The organism is Clostridium sp. NSJ-145 (genome assembly GCF_021044725.1).
Classification (GTDB): Bacteria; Bacillota; Clostridia; order Clostridiales; family Clostridiaceae; genus Clostridium; species Clostridium disporicum_B.
The window spans coordinates 1-19389 of record NZ_JAJNOS010000016.1 but is presented as its reverse complement, the minus strand read 5'-3'; the positions used below and the strand labels follow the sequence as shown (position 1 = coordinate 19389).

19 protein-coding genes are annotated in these 19389 nt (G+C 29.7%); 17 read left to right on the top strand and 2 right to left on the bottom strand.

The annotated features are described in order from the left end of the window. The 13 genes from hypE to LQE93_RS13630 all read left to right on the top strand — a co-directional run bounded on the left by hypE (position 1) and on the right by LQE93_RS13630 (position 14227). Positions 1-1014: a hydrogenase expression/formation protein HypE gene (gene hypE / locus LQE93_RS13690; RefSeq protein ID WP_231074099.1), complete on the top strand. Its 1014-nt coding sequence runs from the start codon at positions 1-3 to the stop codon at positions 1012-1014. A 202-nt stretch (positions 1015-1216) separates the two neighbouring features. Further along, positions 1217-2053, top strand: coding sequence for a glycerophosphodiester phosphodiesterase family protein (locus LQE93_RS13685; protein WP_186839294.1), 837 nt, complete (start codon positions 1217-1219; stop codon positions 2051-2053). Positions 2054-2448: 395 nt separating this feature from the next. Next, the gene (locus LQE93_RS13680) at positions 2449-3288 is read left to right on the top strand and encodes a hydrogenase small subunit (RefSeq protein WP_442870539.1); all 840 of its coding nucleotides are present in this window, start codon (positions 2449-2451) and stop codon (positions 3286-3288) included. Next, positions 3281-4699 carry a nickel-dependent hydrogenase large subunit gene (locus tag LQE93_RS13675; protein ID WP_148315720.1) on the top strand — a complete coding sequence of 473 codons (1419 nt, stop codon included), beginning with the start codon at positions 3281-3283 and terminating at the stop codon, positions 4697-4699. Before LQE93_RS13680 ends, LQE93_RS13675 begins: the two co-directional genes overlap by 8 nt. A 29-nt stretch (positions 4700-4728) precedes the next feature. Continuing rightward, positions 4729-5193: a hydrogenase maturation protease gene (locus LQE93_RS13670; protein WP_055262726.1), complete on the top strand. Its 465-nt coding sequence runs from the start codon at positions 4729-4731 to the stop codon at positions 5191-5193. A 355-nt stretch (positions 5194-5548) separates the two neighbouring features. Further along, a complete protein-coding gene (locus tag LQE93_RS13665; RefSeq protein ID WP_231074036.1) occupies positions 5549-6547 on the top strand; it encodes a LacI family DNA-binding transcriptional regulator in 999 nt (332 codons plus the stop codon). A gap of 206 nt (positions 6548-6753) precedes the next feature. Continuing rightward, positions 6754-7569, top strand: coding sequence for a sugar phosphate isomerase/epimerase family protein (locus LQE93_RS13660; RefSeq protein ID WP_231074035.1), 816 nt, complete (start codon positions 6754-6756; stop codon positions 7567-7569). Positions 7570-7630: 61 nt separating this feature from the next. Beyond that, positions 7631-8611 (top strand): ABC transporter substrate-binding protein, encoded by a 981-nt coding sequence (locus LQE93_RS13655; protein ID WP_231074032.1) that lies wholly within the window; start codon positions 7631-7633, stop codon positions 8609-8611. A 78-nt stretch (positions 8612-8689) separates the two neighbouring features. Continuing rightward, positions 8690-10204 (top strand): sugar ABC transporter ATP-binding protein, encoded by a 1515-nt coding sequence (locus LQE93_RS13650; protein WP_231074031.1) that lies wholly within the window; start codon positions 8690-8692, stop codon positions 10202-10204. An 8-nt stretch (positions 10205-10212) separates the two neighbouring features. Continuing rightward, the gene (locus LQE93_RS13645; protein ID WP_231074029.1) at positions 10213-11256 is read left to right on the top strand and encodes an ABC transporter permease; all 1044 of its coding nucleotides are present in this window, start codon (positions 10213-10215) and stop codon (positions 11254-11256) included. 21 nt (positions 11257-11277) lie between these two features. Beyond that, on the top strand, positions 11278-12327 hold the full coding sequence (locus tag LQE93_RS13640; RefSeq protein WP_231074027.1) for a Gfo/Idh/MocA family protein: 1050 nt from the start codon (positions 11278-11280) through the stop codon (positions 12325-12327). Between the two features lies 1 nt (position 12328). Further along, positions 12329-13243: a sugar phosphate isomerase/epimerase family protein gene (locus LQE93_RS13635; RefSeq protein WP_231074026.1), complete on the top strand. Its 915-nt coding sequence runs from the start codon at positions 12329-12331 to the stop codon at positions 13241-13243. An 18-nt stretch (positions 13244-13261) separates the two neighbouring features. After that, entirely contained in the window at positions 13262-14227 is a 966-nt protein-coding gene (locus LQE93_RS13630) for a Gfo/Idh/MocA family protein (RefSeq protein WP_231074024.1), read from the top strand. A gap of 98 nt (positions 14228-14325) precedes the next feature. On the opposite strand, the gene LQE93_RS13625 is transcribed toward LQE93_RS13630, so the two are convergent. Next, positions 14326-14805, bottom strand: a complete 480-nt coding sequence (locus tag LQE93_RS13625; protein WP_231074022.1) for a peptidase dimerization domain-containing protein — start codon at positions 14803-14805, stop codon at positions 14326-14328. Between the two features lie 163 nt (positions 14806-14968). Here LQE93_RS13625 and LQE93_RS13620 point away from each other — a divergent pair, with 163 nt between their 5' ends. The 4 genes from LQE93_RS13620 (at position 14969) to LQE93_RS13605 (ending at position 18734) form a co-directional block, all read left to right on the top strand. After that, positions 14969-15625: an HAD family hydrolase gene (locus tag LQE93_RS13620; RefSeq protein WP_231074020.1), complete on the top strand. Its 657-nt coding sequence runs from the start codon at positions 14969-14971 to the stop codon at positions 15623-15625. A 60-nt stretch (positions 15626-15685) separates the two neighbouring features. Further along, positions 15686-16273, top strand: coding sequence for an HD domain-containing protein (locus tag LQE93_RS13615; protein WP_231074018.1), 588 nt, complete (start codon positions 15686-15688; stop codon positions 16271-16273). Positions 16274-16488: 215 nt separating this feature from the next. After that, a complete protein-coding gene (locus LQE93_RS13610; protein WP_231074017.1) occupies positions 16489-17592 on the top strand; it encodes a helix-turn-helix transcriptional regulator in 1104 nt (367 codons plus the stop codon). A gap of 338 nt (positions 17593-17930) precedes the next feature. After that, positions 17931-18734 (top strand): alpha/beta hydrolase, encoded by an 804-nt coding sequence (locus tag LQE93_RS13605; protein WP_231074015.1) that lies wholly within the window; start codon positions 17931-17933, stop codon positions 18732-18734. 206 nt (positions 18735-18940) lie between these two features. On the opposite strand, the gene LQE93_RS13600 is transcribed toward LQE93_RS13605, so the two are convergent. Next, on the bottom strand, positions 18941-19243 hold the full coding sequence (locus tag LQE93_RS13600; RefSeq protein ID WP_231074013.1) for a DUF2700 domain-containing protein: 303 nt from the start codon (positions 19241-19243) through the stop codon (positions 18941-18943). Positions 19244-19389 lie beyond the last annotated feature (146 nt).

Genomic DNA, 19389 nt, shown 5'->3' with positions numbered 1-19389 from the left:
ATAAATTTGGACATAATAACCTTATCACATGGTAGTGGTGGACGAGCTACAAATAAATTGATAAAAGATTTATTTTATAAGCATTTTACTAACGAGTATTTAGCGCAGGAAAATGATTCTACAGTATTACCTAAGATTAATGGTAAACTTGCTGTAACTACAGATTCATTTGTAATTAATCCATTGTTTTTTAAAGGTGGAGATATAGGTAAATTATCTATTTGTGGTACCGTGAATGATTTAGCAATGAGTGGAGCAAAACCACTATATATTACAGTAGGTTTTATAATAGAAGAAGGATTATTACTATCTGATTTAGAGAAAATCGTTATTTCTATGGCTGAAACAGCAAAGGAAGCTAAAGTTAAAATAGTTACTGGAGATACTAAGGTAGTTGAAAAGGGAAGTGGAGATGGCATATTTATAAATACTACAGGTATTGGAGTTATAGAGGATAGTAATCTATATATTGGAGGGGACAAAGCTTCTGCTGGAGATAAGATAATAATTAGCGGAACAATTGGAGACCATGGAATAGCTATTATGAATATGAGAAAAAATCTAGATTTTGATGTACAAATAAAAAGTGACTGTGGACTACTTAATGGATTAATAGAGAATATTTTAAATACGAGCAAGAAGGTTAAAGTTCTTAGAGACCCAACTAGAGGGGGAGTTGCAACTACATTAAATGAGATTGCGAAACATAGCTTAGTTAGTATGGAGATAGATGAGGATAAGCTACCTATAAAAGAAGAGGTAAGTTCAATGTGCGATATTTTAGGTTTAGACCCTCTATTTATAGCAAATGAAGGAAAGTTATTAGTTATAGCGGAAAATGAAGATGCTGAAAAAATATTAAATACTATGAAAAAACATCCTATGGCGAAGGATGCAGCTATTATAGGTGAGGTAGTAAATGATGAAAAAAATAGAGTATATTTAAAAACTGAAATTGGTGGTAAGAGAATAATCAATATGCCAGAAGGAGAACTTTTAGTTAGAATATGCTAAAATTAATTATTTCTTAAACTTATAAGTAATTATTGTAGAATTTTGACACAAATTTCTAAAAATATGGTAAAATATGTTCAAAGGTGCTTCCTAATATATCAGAGATATGGACTGATTTTGTAAAATTATAAGTATTTAATGGTATATAGGGAGTGATTTTATCAATAAAATATTTATAAATGGGGGAAATAATAAAAATTATATGGGAAAGAAGAAGAAAATAACAATAGGATTAATAAGTGTTTTAGTATTACTTGTAGTTGTAGTAACTACCGCTTATATTTATGCAATACAGGGAGAAAAACTTGATGATAGTGATTTTTCTTGGATAACTACTGTGCCAATAGCACATAGAGGCTTAGATAATGGTGATGTACCTGAAAACTCAATGGAAGCATTTAAAAAAGCTATAGAAAGTGGATATGCAATAGAATTAGATGTTCAACTAACAAAGGACAAAGAAGTAATTGTATTCCATGATAGCAACTTATTAAGGATGACTGGTGATAGTAGAGATGTTAAAGATGTTGAATATGATGAAATAAAATCTTTAAAGCTTGAAAACACTGAGGAAACTATACCAACTTTAAAAGAGGTATTAGAATTAGTAGATAATCAAGTTCCTATATTGATAGAGTTAAAAGATGAGAAAGAAGCTACAGATTTAGCTGCAAAAACCTATGAGGTTGTAGAAAATTATGAAGGTAGATATCTAGTACAGTCTTTTAATCCATTTACTCTTGAATGGTTTAAAAATAATGCAAGTGAAGTTATAAGATGTCAGTTATCTAGTGATTTTACAGATGACCCAAATAATACTTTAGAATGGTATGAAGTATTTGTTCTTAAAAACTTATTATTAAACTTTAAAAGTAAACCTCATGTTATAGCTTATGATTTAAATTCTGTAGATAATTTATCTGTAGGATTATTAAAAGCAAAATATCCTATTTTATCTTGGACTATAGCAAATGAAGAACATATGCACATGGGCTATAAAAAAACAGATAATATAATTTTTGATAATATATTACCGTAATAAAGAAATAAGCCTAAGACTTTAAAGCAATAAATTAAAACAAAAAATAAGGTAGTATTTAAAAAAGTATTAATTTTTAAATTAACAATAAAAAGACTATGTAACACAAAAGTGAACATGGTCTTTTGTTATTTTACAGATATATTATTATAGAAGATTGAATAATTATTTCTTCTAAAGAGTTACATATAATACTTTCAGCTCTAGGAACTAAGTTAAAAACTTCAGATAATATATATGTATTTAAATGAATATACTAAAAGGATAATATTTTCAAGGAGATATTTATGCTCATTTTTACTCAAAGTGATTATATAATTCCTGTTACTTACGTTGATAAAGAAAAACTAGGTGTTAAGAGTTCAGGAATTAGAGGGAGAGAGTCAGCTTTTAATATGGCAAAAAGAGCAATTGAAGCAGTAAAGTCAGGTGAGAGAAAAAAGATGAATGCTATCTGGCTTGAAACATCGGGATGTTTTGGAGAAGCAATTTCTTTATTAAATGCAGAAGATCCAGATGTATTATACATGCTAAAGGAATTTCTTAATATTAAATATTTTGAGAGTATTCAAGGAGATGAAGACCAAGAAGCATTAGAGGAGTTATTTAGTATACTAAAGTCAGAATTTGTACTTATAGTTGATGGGGCTGTACCTTTAGCAGGAGATGGATTATTTACAATAATAGGTACATACAATGGAAGAAAAATTACAGCAAAGGAAGCTGTAAACTTTTTAGCTTCAAAGGCAAAGTATATAGTAAGCGTAGGAACTTGTGCATGCTATGGGGGTCCAACAGCAGCTAAACCAAATTTATCTGAAGCTGTAGGGGTAAGTGAATTCTTAGAAAGAAATGATGTAATAAAAATTCCAGGGTGTCCAGCTAATCCAGTATGGACTATGGGAGTATTGGGACATTTAGTTAATTATGGAGTACCAGAATTAGATAAAGAGGGCAGACCTTTAGCTTATTACGGAGAACTTATACATGATAGATGTCCAAGAAGGAGATTTTTTGATGCAGGTATATTTGCAAAAACCTTTGGAGGAGAAGAGTGTATGTTTTTATTAGGCTGTAGGGGACCAGTAACTTATGCTTATTGTCCTGTTAGTAGATGGAATGATAGTGAAAATTGGCCTATTGGAGACAATACAACTTGTATAGGTTGTGCAGCTCCAGGATTTCCAGATAGTATGGAACCATTTGTTAAATATGGAGGTGGTGAAGGTGCATAATATAATAGTAGATCCTGTTACAAGAGTTAGTGGACTTCTAAGTATAGAAGTGCAGGTTGAAAATAATAAGGTTGTAGATGCTAAGGCTTGTGGAAACCAGTTTAGGGGATTTGAAAAAATGTTCGAAGGTCGCTCGCCTTTAGATATGATAAGATTAACTCCTAGAATTTGTGGTATATGTTCAACACATCATGCTTTAACATCAGTTAGAGCTTTAGAGGATGCAATGAAAATTAATCCAGATGAAAATGGTAGAATTATTAGAGATATAGCAAACGGTTTTGAGTTTATACAAAATTATTTAAGATGGACATATTTCTTTGTTTTCCCAGATTATTTAGAAATTATCACTGTAAATCCATTGTTTAAGACAGAAACTCCTAAAGTGGCGGATTATAGATTAGATAAAGCAATTACTAATAAAATAAATGAAGATTATGTTGAAGCTATAAGGTTAAGTAGAGAAGCTCATAAGGGTTTAGCAGTTTTAGCAGGAAAAGCTCCACATCCTCATGGCATATGGGTAGGAGGAATAACTACAAATATAGATATACCACAAATTGAAAGCTGTAGATATATAATTACAATATTAAAAGATTTTATTATAAATAAATTAATTCCTGACGTAGAAATTATAGCTAAAGCATATAGTGATTATTTTAAAATAGGAGGCGGCCATGGAAATTTAATGAGTTATGGCTTATATGATAATTATGCACCTCCAATCCGATATTCATTGCCAAAGGTAAGAATTAATGGTAAGGAAGAAGATTTAGACATAAACAATATAACAGAAAGCGTTAAATATACATGGGCAGTTGATAATGGACAACCATTGATTCCAGGAAAAAGTAATCCAGCAAGCCCAGATCCAACAAAGCAAGGAGCGTATAGTTGGATAAATGCACCTAGATATAAAGGATTTGCAATGGAAGTTGGAGCATTAGCAAGAATGACATTAAGTGGTGAATATAAAGGTGGAATATCTACTATGGATAGAATTTTAGCAAAAGCCTATGAGGCTAAAAGAGTATGTGAGATAACTGAAGAATTAATAAAAATTGCAAAATTAGGAAAGGCTGTTCAGAAAGAGTGGCAAGTTCCTAGTAAAGCTTTAGGGGTAGGATTAAGTGAAGCTGAAAGAGGATCATTAGCTCATTGGATTTCAATAAATGATAAAAAGGTAGAAAATTACACAGTTATTCCACCATCTACATGGAATATATCACCTAAGGATGATAAAGGGGTAAGAGGTACTGCTGAAGAGGCATTAATAGGAACAGAGATTCAAGATATAACCAGTCCTGTTGAAGTTGGAAGAATTCTTAGGAGCTTTGACCCGTGTTTAAGTTGTGCAGCTCATGTGACTAGCGATAGACATAAAGCAGTAACAATAAATATATTGGCATAATACTTTATAGAAATAGGATTGAGATTATTATGATTAAAGTTATTGGGATAGGTAATATATTACTTTGTGATGATGGTATTGGTGTAAAAGTAGTAGAAAAAATTCAAGATTCATTAAGGAATATTAATGAAAATATTGAAGTAATAGTTGGAGAAACTAATTATCAATATTGTATAGAAGAAATTAAGGATGATGATTTAGTAATTATAATAGATTCAACGTATTTTATGAAAGAGCCTGGAACTGTAACAGTTAGAACTTTAGATAATTGCGATGAATTTCTTGATAAAATATATACAGGTCATGATATAAGTTTACTTAAAGCTATAAGATTAGAAAAACCTAATATAAAGGGATTTTTTATTGGAATTGAAATTGAAGTTATAGAGTTTTCTCTAGAGTTATCTGAAAGATTACAAAGTAACTTTGACAATATCTGTAAAGAGGTTTTAGATAATATCTATTCAATATTAACATCAGTTAGAGACAGCTAGTAAAGATGTAAGATAAAATAAATAATTAATGGTATAAAAGATGTGAAAGACGTCATGTGGTAATAAACATGGCGTCTTTATTTTTTATCTTTTGGTTTAGCTTTAGAATTCATATATTTAATATAAATTGCAACACCAAGCCCATAAAGAATCCATGGAAAAGCAGCTTTAGCGAAATCAAGCATATGATATTTCCTCCTAATAATAAAATGGAAATAATTACATAATATAATTATAAATTATCTATTCAAAAAGATAAAGCATAATTGAAAATAGAATTAAATAGTTAATTATAAATAGTTAATAATCGAAATATATATGTAATACGTTACAATTTTTATTAAGGGGGATAATTATGATTAATATGAGAAAAGTAGCAGAAGAAGCAAATGTTTCTGTAGCAACAGTATCAAGAGTTTTAAATGGAAGTAATAATGTATCTATAAAAACAAAATTAAAAGTGTTAAAAGTAATTGAAGAATATAATTATGAACCCAATATGTTGGGACAGAATTTAAGGAAATCTAAAACGAAAATAATCTTAGTTTTAGTACCAAACATATCTAATCCTTTTTATTCACAAATAGTACATGGAATTAATAGAACTTGTTTTAAAAATGGGTATTATATTATGATTTGCGAAACGGAATTAAATGAAAATAGGGTAAGTCAATATTTAAGTTTAATTAAAAAGAAGCTAGCTGATGGAATGATTACACTAGATCCACATATAGATAAAGAGAAGTTAAGAGATTTAGCAGACAAGTATCCAGTAGTACAGTGTTGTGAATATGATATGGATTCACAAATACCATATGTAACAATAGATAATACTTTAGCAGCTTATAAAGCAGTAAACTATTTAATAACATTAGGTCATAGAAAAATCGCAATAATTAATTCAGATGAAAGATTTATATATAGCAGATTAAGAAAAGAAGGATATTTAAAGGCTTTAAAAGAGCATAATATCGAAATAAATGAAAAATGGATAATTAATTCAGAACTAGATTTTATAAGTGGTCAAAGTGCAGTTAAGCATTTGATGGTTATGGAGGATAGACCTACAGCAATTTTTGCAGTATCGGATATATTGGCAATTGGAGCTATTAAGGGAATTAAAGAATTAAATTTGAATGTTCCTTCTGATGTATCTGTTATAGGGTTTGATAATATAGAATTTTCTAATATGATAACTCCTGCTTTAACTACAATATCCCAACCTATGTATAATATTGGTAAAGAGGCAGCGAAAATGATTATAAATAAATTAGAAAATAAAAATGTTGAAATTTATAATACAATCTTAGAAAGTGAACTAATTATAAGAGAATCTACAAATTTAAATTCTTAATTAGTTTTAAAGTATAAAAGTACTTCATATATATTTAATATAAATGTAACGTGTTACAAGCTTACTAAGAATATTAAATATTTATATGAAGTTATACACTATTTGAAAACGATTACTAAGAAATAGCAAATCTAAGTGTAAATGTTTTATAAAGTGAAAAATTATAATTTACTTTAAATATAAATTACTGTGTTGGAGGGGTAAAGGTGAATCGAATTATTGCAGTTAATTCAAATTGTTATCATGGCTATAGTATTGAGGAAGCTTTAGAGGGTATACATAAAGCAGGATTCAAATATGTTGAGCTAACAGCTACAAAGGGTTGGACAGAACATGTATTTCCAGATAAAACATTCAAGGATTTATGTGATATTAAAAATAAAATGGAAGAGTTAGATATTGAAGCAATAGGGTTAAGTGGTCATTGCAATCTAATGGATATAGAAAGATTAGATGATTTTATATTGAATATAGAATTAGCAGCATTTTTTAGTTGTACCTATATTGTATCTTCTATAGGAGAAGCTCATATTAAAGATAAAGCTAAAAGTTCTAACGAAATGTTAGTAAATAATATAGAAAAATTGATTCCTCATTTAGAAAAACATAATTTAACACTAGTTTTAGAAACTCATGGTGAACATGGGACAGGCTATGTCCTTAATGAAATAGTTAAATTGGTTAATTCATGCAGAGTTAAGGTGAATTATGATACAGCAAATGTTTTATTCTATAGTGACGTTGATATGTATGAGGATATTGAAACATGTATAGAAAATTTAGCTTATATGCACATAAAGGATAAAGCTGGAGAAAGAAAGGAATGGAATTTTCCAGCGTTAGGGAAAGGCTATATTGATTTTCCCTTAGTATTAAACAAGTTAGATAACCATAGCAATAATTGCCCACTAAGCATTGAAATCGAGTTTACAGCATCAGGCCCAAAAGATTTAGAGGAAGTAAATACAGCAGTACAAGATTCATCAAATTATTTAATTAGTTTAGGTTTTAGTTTGACTTAAATATGATACTTAAAGATAGGTATCATATTTAAAATATAAAAAAATCTGAGGAGGATATAAAATGAAAAAGTATTTGTCAGCTATTCTTGTACTAATATTAACCTTTGTTTTAGTAGGTTGTGGAAACAGTTCATCAGGAGGAGACACATCTAGCACTGGTGATACTAGTTCAAACTCAAACAAAAAATATAAGGTAGGTATTTTAGCACCAGCTGTTACTCATGGTTGGGTTGCTGCTGTTGCATACAATGCTGAATTACGTTGCAAAGAGCTTTCCGATGAAGTAGAGTATAAACTTTATACTAGTAATAATGCTGAAGAAATGACTACTCAATTAGATGATTTAAAGACTTGGGGAGCTGAGGCTATAGTTGCATTTCCACAATGGGAAGGTATGGAAGTTCCTATTCAAAGTGCTATAGATGCAGGGATAAAAGTAGTTAACTTTGATATAGAAATTGCAGCTGATGGTGTGTACAGAGTATCTGGTGATAACGAAGATATGGGTGTACAAGGTGCTAACTATATAGTTGACAAGATAGGTAAAGAAGGTACAGTAGTTGTACTAAACGTTCCTTCATCAGGTTCAGTTTCTCAATTAAGAGAAAAAGGATTTGTTGATAAAATGAAAGAAATTGCTCCAGACATGAATCTTATAACATATGCTACAGCATTTACTAGAGAAGATGGATTAAAAGATATGGCTGATATTTTAACTAAAAACCCTAAAATAGATGCTGTATATTCAATGGACGATGAAACTTCTATAGGGGTATTACAAGCAATCCAAGAAGCAGGACGTACTGATATTAAAGTAGTTACTGGTGGAGGCGGATGCCAAGAGTACTTTAATATGATGCCAGAAAATACTGACATTTGGATAGAATCTGCTTTATATAGTCCTGCAATGGTTAAGGATGCTGTAGACATGGCAGTATCATTATTAAAAGGTGAAAAGGTTGAAGAAGTTAAAATAATTCCTACAACAATTGTTGATAGAGATAATTGTAAAGATTACTTAGATTCAAATTCACCATACTAATATAATAGCAAAAATGAAGTAGGGACTATGATTTATTCATGGTCCTTTCATTAAACTTATAGGAAGGTATGTGATGTTATGATGTTAGAAATGAAAAATATATATAAAGCATTTGATGCAAACCAAGTATTAAAAGGTGTTTCTATCTCTTTAAGGAAAGGTGAAGTATACGCGTTGCTTGGTGAAAATGGTGCTGGAAAATCTACATTAATGAATATTTTAGGAGGAGTGTTAAAGGCAGATTCAGGAGAAATATATCTTGATGAAGAGAAGGTTAAATTTAAGAATCCATCAGAGTCTTTAGATAAAGGAATAGCTTTTATACATCAAGAATTAAATTTAATCAATGATCTTGCCATTTATGAAAATATGTTTATAGGTCGGGAATTAAAAAAGAAAAGTGGATTATTAGATAGACTTAAAATGATAGAACAAACTCAAAAAGTTTTTGATAATATAGGCGTGAACCTTGATCCAAAAACTATGGTAAGTGAGTTAGATGCTTCATATAAACAAATTGTTGAAATTGCAAGGGCGTTAATGATGAAAGCGTCAATAATTATAATGGATGAGCCTACAACATCATTAACAGAAACAGAGATAGAAAGAGTATTTAAAATGATGAATACTCTAAAAGAACATGGAGTAAGTATGATTTTTATATCTCATAAATTAAGAGAAGTTATGGAGATTTGCGATAGATATGCAGTTTTAAGAGATGGCAATTTAGTTAAAGAGGGTTTGGTTAAAGATACTAATATAAATGAATTAGCACATCACTTAGTAGGTCATGATGTTAGAACAGAAGCTCTGCAAAGAAATAAACAATCTAAAGATGAAATTTTAAGAGTAGAGAATTTATCTTATGAAAATATATTTAATGACATATTTTTCAATTTAAAATCAGGGGAAATATTAGGTGTTACAGGATTATTAGGAGATGGAAGAAGTGAGCTTTTTCAAGCCATTTTTGGAGACATACCTAATTATACAGGGAATATATACTTCAAAAATAGCCTGATTAAAATGAGGAACATAAAACAAGCATTAAAGCTAGGTATTGGATATGTACCTAGAAATAGAAAGGAAAATGGAATAATTAAAGACTTAAGTATATTAGAAAATGGTTCTTTAGTTACTTTAGGCAGAGATTCTAAGTTTGGACTTATAAATTATAAAGCAAAATTACAAGAATTTGACCTACAGAAAAATAATCTAAAAATTAAAATGGAGAAAGTATCTGATCTTATTACAAGTTTATCAGGAGGAAATCAACAGAAGGTAGTTTTAGCTAAATGGTTAAATCACAATCCTAAAGTTTTGATTATGGACAACCCAACTCAAGGTGTAGATGTAGGTGCTAAAGAAGAGATTTACGATATTATTTTAGCTTTAGCAGATAAGGGAGTTGCTGTGGTAGTTTTATCAAGTGAAGCATCTGAAATAATTAGAGTTTGTGATCGGACACTTGTTATGTATCACGGAAATATACAAGGTGAATTACAAGGAAGAGATATGAATGAGCGTGCAATAATGACATTAGCTACAGGAGGAAAGTTAGAAGATAAAGTAACTACAAATATTGAAAGTTGAGGTGTAACATGGAGGTAAAAGTCAAAAATAAAAATACAAATTATATTAAATGGTTTAAAGAAACTTGGAAAAGTAATCCTTACTTTAGTACTGGAATTGCATTATTAGTAATGATAGTTTTACAGACATTAGCTTTAGGTTTTAATTATCCAAGCTTTGGAGATTGGTTATCGTCTTGGACTCAAAACTGGATAAATATTTTAAGAAATAATGCAGGGGTAGGGATAATAGCCTTAGGTATGACTTTTGTAATTATTTCTGGAGGTATAGATTTAGCTGTTGGATCTACTCTTGTAGCAGTAGGGGCTATGCTTATGATGTTAATAGACGTAGGGCCAAATGGTGTTTTACTAGGATTAGGTATTACAGGAGTACCAGCTTTTATAATTGCAATAATAATTGCTTGTATTTTTGGGACATTACTAGGACAAGGTACAGGATTTCTAATTACAAAAGGTAAATTGCCACCTTTTATTGCCACACTAGGTATTATGAAAATCTGTAGAAGTGTAACGCAACACTTTATGCAAAGCTATACACCTAAAGTACCACAAGAGTTTTTATCAATAGCAAGCTTTAAGATAGGTGGTCAATTATTAATGCCAATTATCTATTGGATTGTTATAGCTATAATAATGTATATAATTTCTCAAAAAACTACTTTTGGAAGACATGTTTTTGCAATTGGTTCTAATGAGCGTACTGCAAAGTTATCTGGTATTAATGTAGCTAAAGTAAAGAGATGGGTTTATTCATTAATGGGATTATTAGTAGCTATTTCTGCGATAATTCAAGTTTCAAGGATAGGTTCTATGGACTATGCAAATGCAGGTAGTGGATATGAAATGGATGCAATAGCAGCTGTAATAGTTGGTGGAACACGTATGTCAGGAGGAAGGGGTTCTATTATAGGAACTGTATTTGGAATGCTTATAATTGCTGTTATGAATAACTTATTAAACCTTATTGGTGTACCACCATTTTTAAGAGAAGCTTGTAAAGGAGCTATAGTAATTGGTGCAGTTTTACTGCAAAAAAAGGAAGCTGAATAGTTTATAAAAGGGAGAGATATTATGATTAATGTAGGTATAATTGGATGTGGGAAAATTGCACAAGTAAGACATATTCCTGAATATGTACAGAATCCTTATGTAAAAATTGCAGGATTCTATGATATAAATTTAGAAAGAGCAAAGGAACTAGCAGATATTTATGGTGGAACAGCATATGGCTCTTATGAGGAACTTCTAGAAAATAAAGATATTGAGGCTGTAAGTGTCTGTACAGCTAATCATGTTCATGCAGAAATAACAACTGCAGCTTTAAAGGCTGGAAAACATGTTCTTTGCGAAAAACCAATGGCTACTACTTTAGAAGAATGTGAGAATATGGTAGAAGCTTCAAAAGAAAGTGGAAAATACTTAATGATTGGTCATAATCAAAGATTAGCAAAGGCACATGTAAAAGCAAAGGAATTAATTAATCAGGGGTTAATAGGGGATATAGTTACATTTAGAACTACCTTTGGGCATGGAGGACCAGAAACATGGAGTATTGATGCAGGAAAAGATGTATGGTTCTTTGATAAAAATAAAGCTGCAATGGGAGCTATGGCTGATTTAGGTATTCATAAAACAGACTTAATTCAATTTTTAACTGGGCAGACGGTAATAGAGACAACTGCAAAGGTAACGACCTTAGATAAAAAGGACAGCAAAAATAATTTGATTTCAGTAGATGATAATGCGTTTTGTATATATAAAATGAGTGGCGGAGCAGTTGGAATAATGATGGCAAGTTGGACATATTACGGACCAGAAGATAATTCAACTGTACTATATGGAACAAAGGGGATTATGAAAATTTACGATGATCCACGATATTCAATAAAAGTTGCTTTAAAAGATGGGGAAGAAATATTATTTAAAGTTGATGAAATACAAACTAATGATAATCAAACAAAATCAGGGGTTATAGATTTATTCGTAGATTGTCTAGTTAAAAATAATCCTCCAGAAATTTCAGGTAAAGAAGCTTTAACGGCTATGAGAGCTGTTTTTGGAAGCATAAAATCATCTGAAACAGGAAAGAGTGTTGTAGTAAATCAAGGGGAGGGAAAATAAAATGAAAATGGGATTTGTAAGTGCGATTTTAGATAATTACTCTTTTGAAGAAATGATAGACACAGCTTCAGATCTAGGATTTACATGTGTTGAAGTAGCTTGTTGGCCTCAAGGAAAAGCTGAAAGAAGATATGCAGGTGTTAGCCATATAGATGTTGATGATTTATCAGAAGAGAAAGTTAGATATATTTTAGATTACTGCAGAAAGAAGAATGTGGAAATATCATCGTTAGCCTTTTATCCAAATACTTTAGACAGAGATATTGTAAGAAGGACATTTAATATTGAACACCTAAAAAAAGTAATTATTGCATCAGCAAAGTTAGGAGTAGGATTAGTTACTACTTTTGTAGGGCGTAATCAAAATAAGACCGTAGAGGAAAATTTAGAGTTATTTAAAGAAGTATGGCCTTCAATTATTAAGTTAGCAGAAGAAAATAATGTAAAAGTGGCTATAGAAAACTGTCCTATGTTATTTGGAGCTGATCAATGGCCAGGAGGGCAAAATTTAGCCACAACTCCAGCTATTTGGAGAGAGTTATTTAAAATTATACCAAGTAAGAATTTTGGATTAAACTATGATCCAAGTCATTTTGTATGGCAGATGATTGATTATATTAAACCAATATATGAGTTTAAAGATAGAATTTATCATGTTCACTTTAAGGATATAAAGGTATACCAAGATAAATTAAATGATTATGGTATTATGGCATATCCTCTAGATTATATGAGTCCAAAGTTGCCAGGTCTTGGTGATGTGAATTGGAGCAAATTTGTATCAGCTCTTACTGATGTAGGATATGATAGCTTCAGTTGTATAGAAGTAGAAGATAGAGCATTTGAAAGTAGTAAGGAAAAGATATTAGATAGTCTTAAAATATCTAAGAGGTATATGGAGCAGTTTGTAATTTAATAAAAGGGAGTGAGAATTGTGATAAAAGTTGGAATTGTAGGTGCTGGTGGAATGGGAACAGTTCATTATAGTAACTATAAATATATAGAAGACTGTAAGGTAGTAGCTATAGTAGGTACAAGCTCTCAAGATAAAAGTCGTGCGGAGCAGTGGGGATTACCTATGTACAATGACATCAAATCTATGGTTGAAAACGAAGAGATAGATGTTATTGATATTTGTACTCCAACATTTCTTCATAAAGAACATGTTATTCAAAGCATTGAAGAAAGAAAAAGTACAATAGTAGAAAAGCCTATAGCCTTAAACTATGATGATGCCAAAGAAATGTTTGATTATGCAGAAGAGAAAGGCGTATTATTATTTGTTGCTCAAGTACTTCAATTTACAAAAGAAGTTGAAATCCTAAGAAATGTTGTAGAAAGCGGAGAGTATGGAAAGGCACTAGATGGATATTTTGAAAGATTATCTGCATGTCCTAAATGGGCACAAGGTGGATGGTTATTTGACAAAGATAAAAGTGGATTAATACCATTTGACCTTCATATCCATGATTTAGATGTCATTATAAGTATTTTTGGAAAACCTAAAAATATATCATATACAAGTTGTGGAGGAAGGGATAAAGATTATAAGGAGCAATATAGAATTAACTATGAGTATGATAACTTAAATGTAGTAGGGGAAGCTGCATGGTTTAATGCAGATATACCTTTTACTGCAAGATATAGAGTTTACTTTGAAAATGGAATGATTATAAATGATGGAAGTAAAGTAACAGCATATAAATTTGGCGCAGAGAAAAAGGTATTTGATACTGAAGATGCAATTAAGGTTCCAACGGGAATAAATGTACCTCCAACAGGGTGGTACCTAAATGAACTTAAACATTTTATTAACTGCATTAAAGAAAATAAGAAAAGTGAAGTAGTTTCTAAGGAGCAGGTTTTAACTGTAATTAAAATTTTGGAATCATTCAAATAATATGGTTGTATTTAAATTAAATATAGCCAATATTAAAATTATGTACATGAAAAAAATGGAGAACTTAAGTGTACTCCATTTTTTATATATAAACTGATTTATATGTTAACTCCTTTATAATTTTCTATGAAATATCTATAGAATTGACTTGCTCCATACAGAGCATCTATACTTACATTTTCATCTAATCCATGTGGACTATTTAATTGTTGTTTATTTAACCTTAATGGTGCAAACCTAACTACGCAATCACATATTTCATTATAATGTCTAGCATCAGTTCCAGCTAAAAGTATAAACGGAACAGGTTTAACATCTTCAAATGTATTTGTTATGCAATTGCAAATATATTTATATCCATCGCTTTTAACATCTGTAACTTTAGAACAATCATGAGAATATAATACTTTCATTTCTATATCATATTTTTTAGCTGCATTTTTTATTATTTCAAGGGATTCTTGTAGTGGTTGATGTACCATTACCCTCATGTTAGCTGTAAATGAAGCAGACTCTGGAATTATATTTGGAGCCTTACTTCCACTAGCCATAGTAAAAGCACAAGTAGTTGTAAGCATAGCATTGTAGCATCAAACTATATTTAATGGTAAATAATGTTTAATGGTTACTGTTATTTGTGTATAATTAAATAAGAAAGTAATTCGTAATTGTATTATATTGTGAAATATATCTACATCTGATAACATGTAGATAAATAGGAAGTTTTGAGGGGATAATTAGATGATAAAAGCAGTGATATTTGATTTAGATGGTTTATTAATTGATAGCGAGATAATCTCATATAAAATATATAAAGAAATATTGAATCAATTTGGGCATGATTTTTCTATTGAAGAATATGCTCAAAATTTTAGTGGGAAAACAGAAGTAAAGAATGTTAAAAACTTAATAGATACATATAGGTTACCATTGACTATTGAGATAGGATTAAATAATGTATTAAAAATTGAAAGTAAGTTTCTTAATCAAGGGGTTAATCTAAAAACTGGAGCAAAAGAATTATTAGCATATTTAAAAGATAAAGGTTTCAAAACTGCAATTGCTTCTTCAAGTACAAAGGATAGAGCATTAACTATATTAAAACAGCACAACATTCTTGAATACTTTGATGAGTTTGTATTTGGTGATGAAGTTGAAAAAGGAAAACCAAGTCCAGATATTTTTCTAAAAGCTTGTGACAAACTTTCAGAGAGGCCAGAAAAATGCTTAGTTTTAGAAGATAGTGAAGCGGGAATACAATCAGCATATTCAGCAAGTATTCCTGTAATATGCATTCCTGATATGAAAGTGCCAAATGAGTATTATTTGGATATGACAAAAGCTGTATTACATTCATTGAAAGAAGTTATTTCTTATTTAAAGAAATCTAGTAAGTAAGAGATAAATTCAAATATATAGAGTAGTATAAAAAATAGGAATGTAGAGGAGTTGATATATATGTTACCGAGCAGAGAAGAAGCTATAGAACTTTTGAGAGAAGCGGAAAGGTGCAATCCAGGTCCCTGGGGGAACCACAGTCGTGTGGTTGCACACTGTGCAGAAAAGATAGCACTTGAATGTGACGATTTAGATTCAAATAAAGCATATATACTTGGACTATTACACGATATAGGTAGAAAGTTTGGTGTAAGACATTTGGGTCATGTATCAGATGGTTATTCATATATGATGTTTCTAGGATACAATGAAGTCGCTAAAATATGCCTTACTCATTCATTCAATAATCTAACAACTGATGAATATATTGGACATTTTGATACAATGGAAGATGAGCTGAAATTGATTCAGGAGGCGTTGAAATCATCTACTATGGACGAGTATGATAGACTTATTCAATTGTGTGATGCATTGGCTGGAGCTGAAGGTGTATTAGATATTGAAGAACGAATGAGAGATGTAAAGTGTAGATATGGTTCATATCCACAAGCAAAGTGGGATAGCAATCTAGCGTTGAAAGAACATTTTGAAGCAAAAATGGGGAAAGATATTTATGAAGTAGTAGATAAGGATAATTTTATACCATAAGGCACATAAAAATTCCAATTTATAGAGTAGATTTAGTGAATAATATTAAACAATAATGAACTAAAAGGACCAATAAATTATAGGTCCTTTTTAAATATCTTATTTTCAACATTATTCTTAAACATAGCGGAATTTAAATTTTTAAATTAACACAAGAAATATCATAAAATCAAACATTAGACCAAATATAATTGAGTTGTAAGGAGGAGAATACAATGCAAAAAAATAATATTGAAGAGATTATTGATTATATTGAGGATAATTTGAGTAATGATATTTCATTAACAGATATAGCTACAAGAGTTAATTATTCACCATTTTATTGCTCAACAAGTTTTCGTAAATACATAGGAATATCAATAAAAAAATATATTTTAAAAAGAAGATTACAATGTGCCGCAGATGATTTATGCTTAACAAAATTAAGAATTATTGATATTGCATATAAATATTGCTATTCATCTCAAGAAGCATTTTCACGTGCATTTTTAAGTTGTTATGGAATATCTCCATATGAATATAGAAAAAATAAATTACCAGTTTCACAATTTAATTCTAAAAGTACTTATAATAACGAAAGTGATAATCAGGGTGATGTAATGAAAAATGAAATAATTAATACTATTCAAGAGGAAATATATTCTAAGTATGAATCCAATGTTCTTCATATTTTAAATGGCGGTTGTATGATGGACGAGTTTAAGAAGAAGAAATGGTGTAATGAAAACTTTACTTATGTTTCATTTAATGAAGCTATGTGTTGGGGCGAAGCTGATGAAGAAATATTTTCACAAGCATTTATTGAAAAAAGAGTACAATCACTTAATGGAACAATAGAACAATATAGAGATATAGTATTAAATCCATTAGAACCATTATTTAAAAATGAATTTGATACAATAGTATTATGGTTTGGTGATGATATGTTCTGTCAAATGAATATGCTGACAATACTTGCTTATTTAGAACAAAGTAACTTTGATGGAGATGTACTATTCTGTATGGCTATTGAAAGTAGTGATGAGATGTTACCTAATGCTTATGAAATTGATATAAATGGAAGTTATCAAAGATACAAAAGTATAATCTGCAATAAACAGATGCCAAATGAAAAGCTAATGCCAGTATTATATCAAGCTACATTATTATATTTAAACTATTTGAATAAAGATAGTGAAATTAATAGGTATATAATTGAACATATTAATAAATCTGAAAAGCAACTTATTAATGAGCTATTTAGCAATTTCCCACAATATGGATTAGGGGACTTGCAATATAAAATGTTAATTAAAAATATTAATAAAACATATCAATAAAGAGAGTGATAAATTTCAATTTACCAATTAGATTCTATGAACAATGTTAAATAATAACGAACTATAAGGACCAATAGTTTATCGGTCCTTTTTAAACACATTATTTTCAACATTATTCTTAAACATAGCGAATTATTTAAATTCATTTGTATTAATTTATCTAACAGGTGATTTTTAATATATAAAGTGACTTTAGAATAAATATTATTATAGTAATATTTGGCATATTGTTATAAGCTGTATTTATAGGAAGTTTTTTAGCTGATAGTATTATGATTGTCTATGGAAAATAACTGGACCTTCGAGGTGTAACTAATAAATTAAAAGAGGTGTTGAGGATGTATAGAATTGAAAACTTTAGTATTCATATAGGTCAATTAGGAAGAGATAGAATGGTAAGAGTATATTTACCAGGTGATTATGATGAAAGAGAAGATAAAAGATATGCTGTACTTTATATGCAAGATGGACATAATCTATTTTATGAGGAAACTGCATCATTTGGTGAAGCATGGAGGATTCAAGATGCCGTAAGTAATATTGAGAAACAGGGTAGAGATGGAATTATAGTTGTAGGAGTTGACTGTAATTTAGATGGAGGAAGAATTGATGAATATTCACCTTGGGTAAATGACAATTTATCAGAATTTATCCATTCAAAAACTTTACAAGTTGCTGGTGGAGAGGGAGATTTGTACGTAGAGTTTTTAGTTAAAACATTAAAACCACTTATAGATAAAAGGTACAGAACATTAAAAGATAGAAATAATACATTTATTGCTGGATCATCAATGGGAGCATTTATCTCTTTATATGCAGGGTATAAGTATAAAGAAATATTTTCGGCTATTGGAGCATTTTCAACAGCAGCTTGGTTTAAAAAAGATAAACTAATGGAATTCATAAAAGATAATTTTAAAAAAGGAACTAAGGTTTATCTAGATGTAGGAACTAAAGAAACTTCAGATGAAGAAAATAAAGATTTTAATAGAATTTATGTAGAAGATACAAAAGATATAGCAAATTTACTTTTGGAATTAGGACAAGATAGCGAGGATTTGAAGCTTATTATTGATGAAGGGGCAAATCACTCTGAAGCTTCTTGGAGAAAAAGATTTCCAATATTTTTAGAGTGGATTTAAAAGCATTTTCTAGTAAATATTATCAAGTGTAAAAGTTAAAATACTAACTATAATATAGTATGTTTATAGTTAGTATTTTATTTTTAGGCTCTGTTTTAAACCGATGTTATAATAGGTCATATAAAAGTGAAGAAATAACTTATCCACTTTATTTCTAAATCTCAATAATTTAAATTTGCCAGTGCATTACTATGTTTAATTAAGCATTACTTTTTCTTTATTGTCATTCCTATAACCATACCACCTAACATGCCAAAACATATTCCATAAGTGATAGAATTTGGTCCAAATGTATTTGTAAATATTGAGCCTATTGTTACACCAAAACACATTCCTAATGTCATTCCTAAAGTCATATAATCTTCTTCTGATTTATCTTCCTTTTGATTGTGTGTTTCATTTTTGGAAACTTTCTTTTTTTCATTTTTCTTCTTAAGATTATTTACTAATAAAATCATTGCAATACTAACTAATATCAATGGTAAAATAATTAGAATAAAATCAGTCATAATTTTTCACCCCCCTTAAATGATATTCGATCTGTTAAGTTATATGAACATTGCTCTTCTCAACCTAAGGAAATACAATAGGTTTGCAAAACTAAATAATACCCCCTTAGAAAAGGAGAGAAGAACAATGAACAAGACTAATATAA

Excerpts from the sequence above, each read along its gene's own strand:
- LQE93_RS13685 (WP_186839294.1), top strand. The coding sequence starts at position 1,217 with ATGGGAAAGAAGAAGAAAATAACAATAGGATTAATAAGTGTTTTAGTA.
- LQE93_RS13680 (WP_442870539.1), top strand. The coding sequence starts at position 2,449 with ATGGCAAAAAGAGCAATTGAAGCAGTAAAGTCAGGTGAGAGAAAAAAG.
- LQE93_RS13670 (WP_055262726.1), top strand. The coding sequence starts at position 4,729 with ATGATTAAAGTTATTGGGATAGGTAATATATTACTTTGTGATGATGGT.
- LQE93_RS13665 (WP_231074036.1), top strand. The coding sequence starts at position 5,549 with ATGATTAATATGAGAAAAGTAGCAGAAGAAGCAAATGTTTCTGTAGCA.
- LQE93_RS13655 (WP_231074032.1), top strand. The coding sequence starts at position 7,631 with ATGAAAAAGTATTTGTCAGCTATTCTTGTACTAATATTAACCTTTGTT.
- LQE93_RS13650 (WP_231074031.1), top strand. The coding sequence starts at position 8,690 with ATGATGTTAGAAATGAAAAATATATATAAAGCATTTGATGCAAACCAA.
- LQE93_RS13645 (WP_231074029.1), top strand. The coding sequence starts at position 10,213 with ATGGAGGTAAAAGTCAAAAATAAAAATACAAATTATATTAAATGGTTT.
- LQE93_RS13640 (WP_231074027.1), top strand. The coding sequence starts at position 11,278 with ATGATTAATGTAGGTATAATTGGATGTGGGAAAATTGCACAAGTAAGA.
- LQE93_RS13635 (WP_231074026.1), top strand. The coding sequence starts at position 12,329 with ATGAAAATGGGATTTGTAAGTGCGATTTTAGATAATTACTCTTTTGAA.
- LQE93_RS13625 (WP_231074022.1), bottom strand. The coding sequence starts at position 14,805 with ATGCTTACAACTACTTGTGCTTTTACTATGGCTAGTGGAAGTAAGGCT.
- LQE93_RS13620 (WP_231074020.1), top strand. The coding sequence starts at position 14,969 with ATGATAAAAGCAGTGATATTTGATTTAGATGGTTTATTAATTGATAGC.
- LQE93_RS13615 (WP_231074018.1), top strand. The coding sequence starts at position 15,686 with ATGTTACCGAGCAGAGAAGAAGCTATAGAACTTTTGAGAGAAGCGGAA.
- LQE93_RS13610 (WP_231074017.1), top strand. The coding sequence starts at position 16,489 with ATGCAAAAAAATAATATTGAAGAGATTATTGATTATATTGAGGATAAT.
- LQE93_RS13605 (WP_231074015.1), top strand. The coding sequence starts at position 17,931 with ATGTATAGAATTGAAAACTTTAGTATTCATATAGGTCAATTAGGAAGA.
- LQE93_RS13600 (WP_231074013.1), bottom strand. The coding sequence starts at position 19,243 with ATGACTGATTTTATTCTAATTATTTTACCATTGATATTAGTTAGTATT.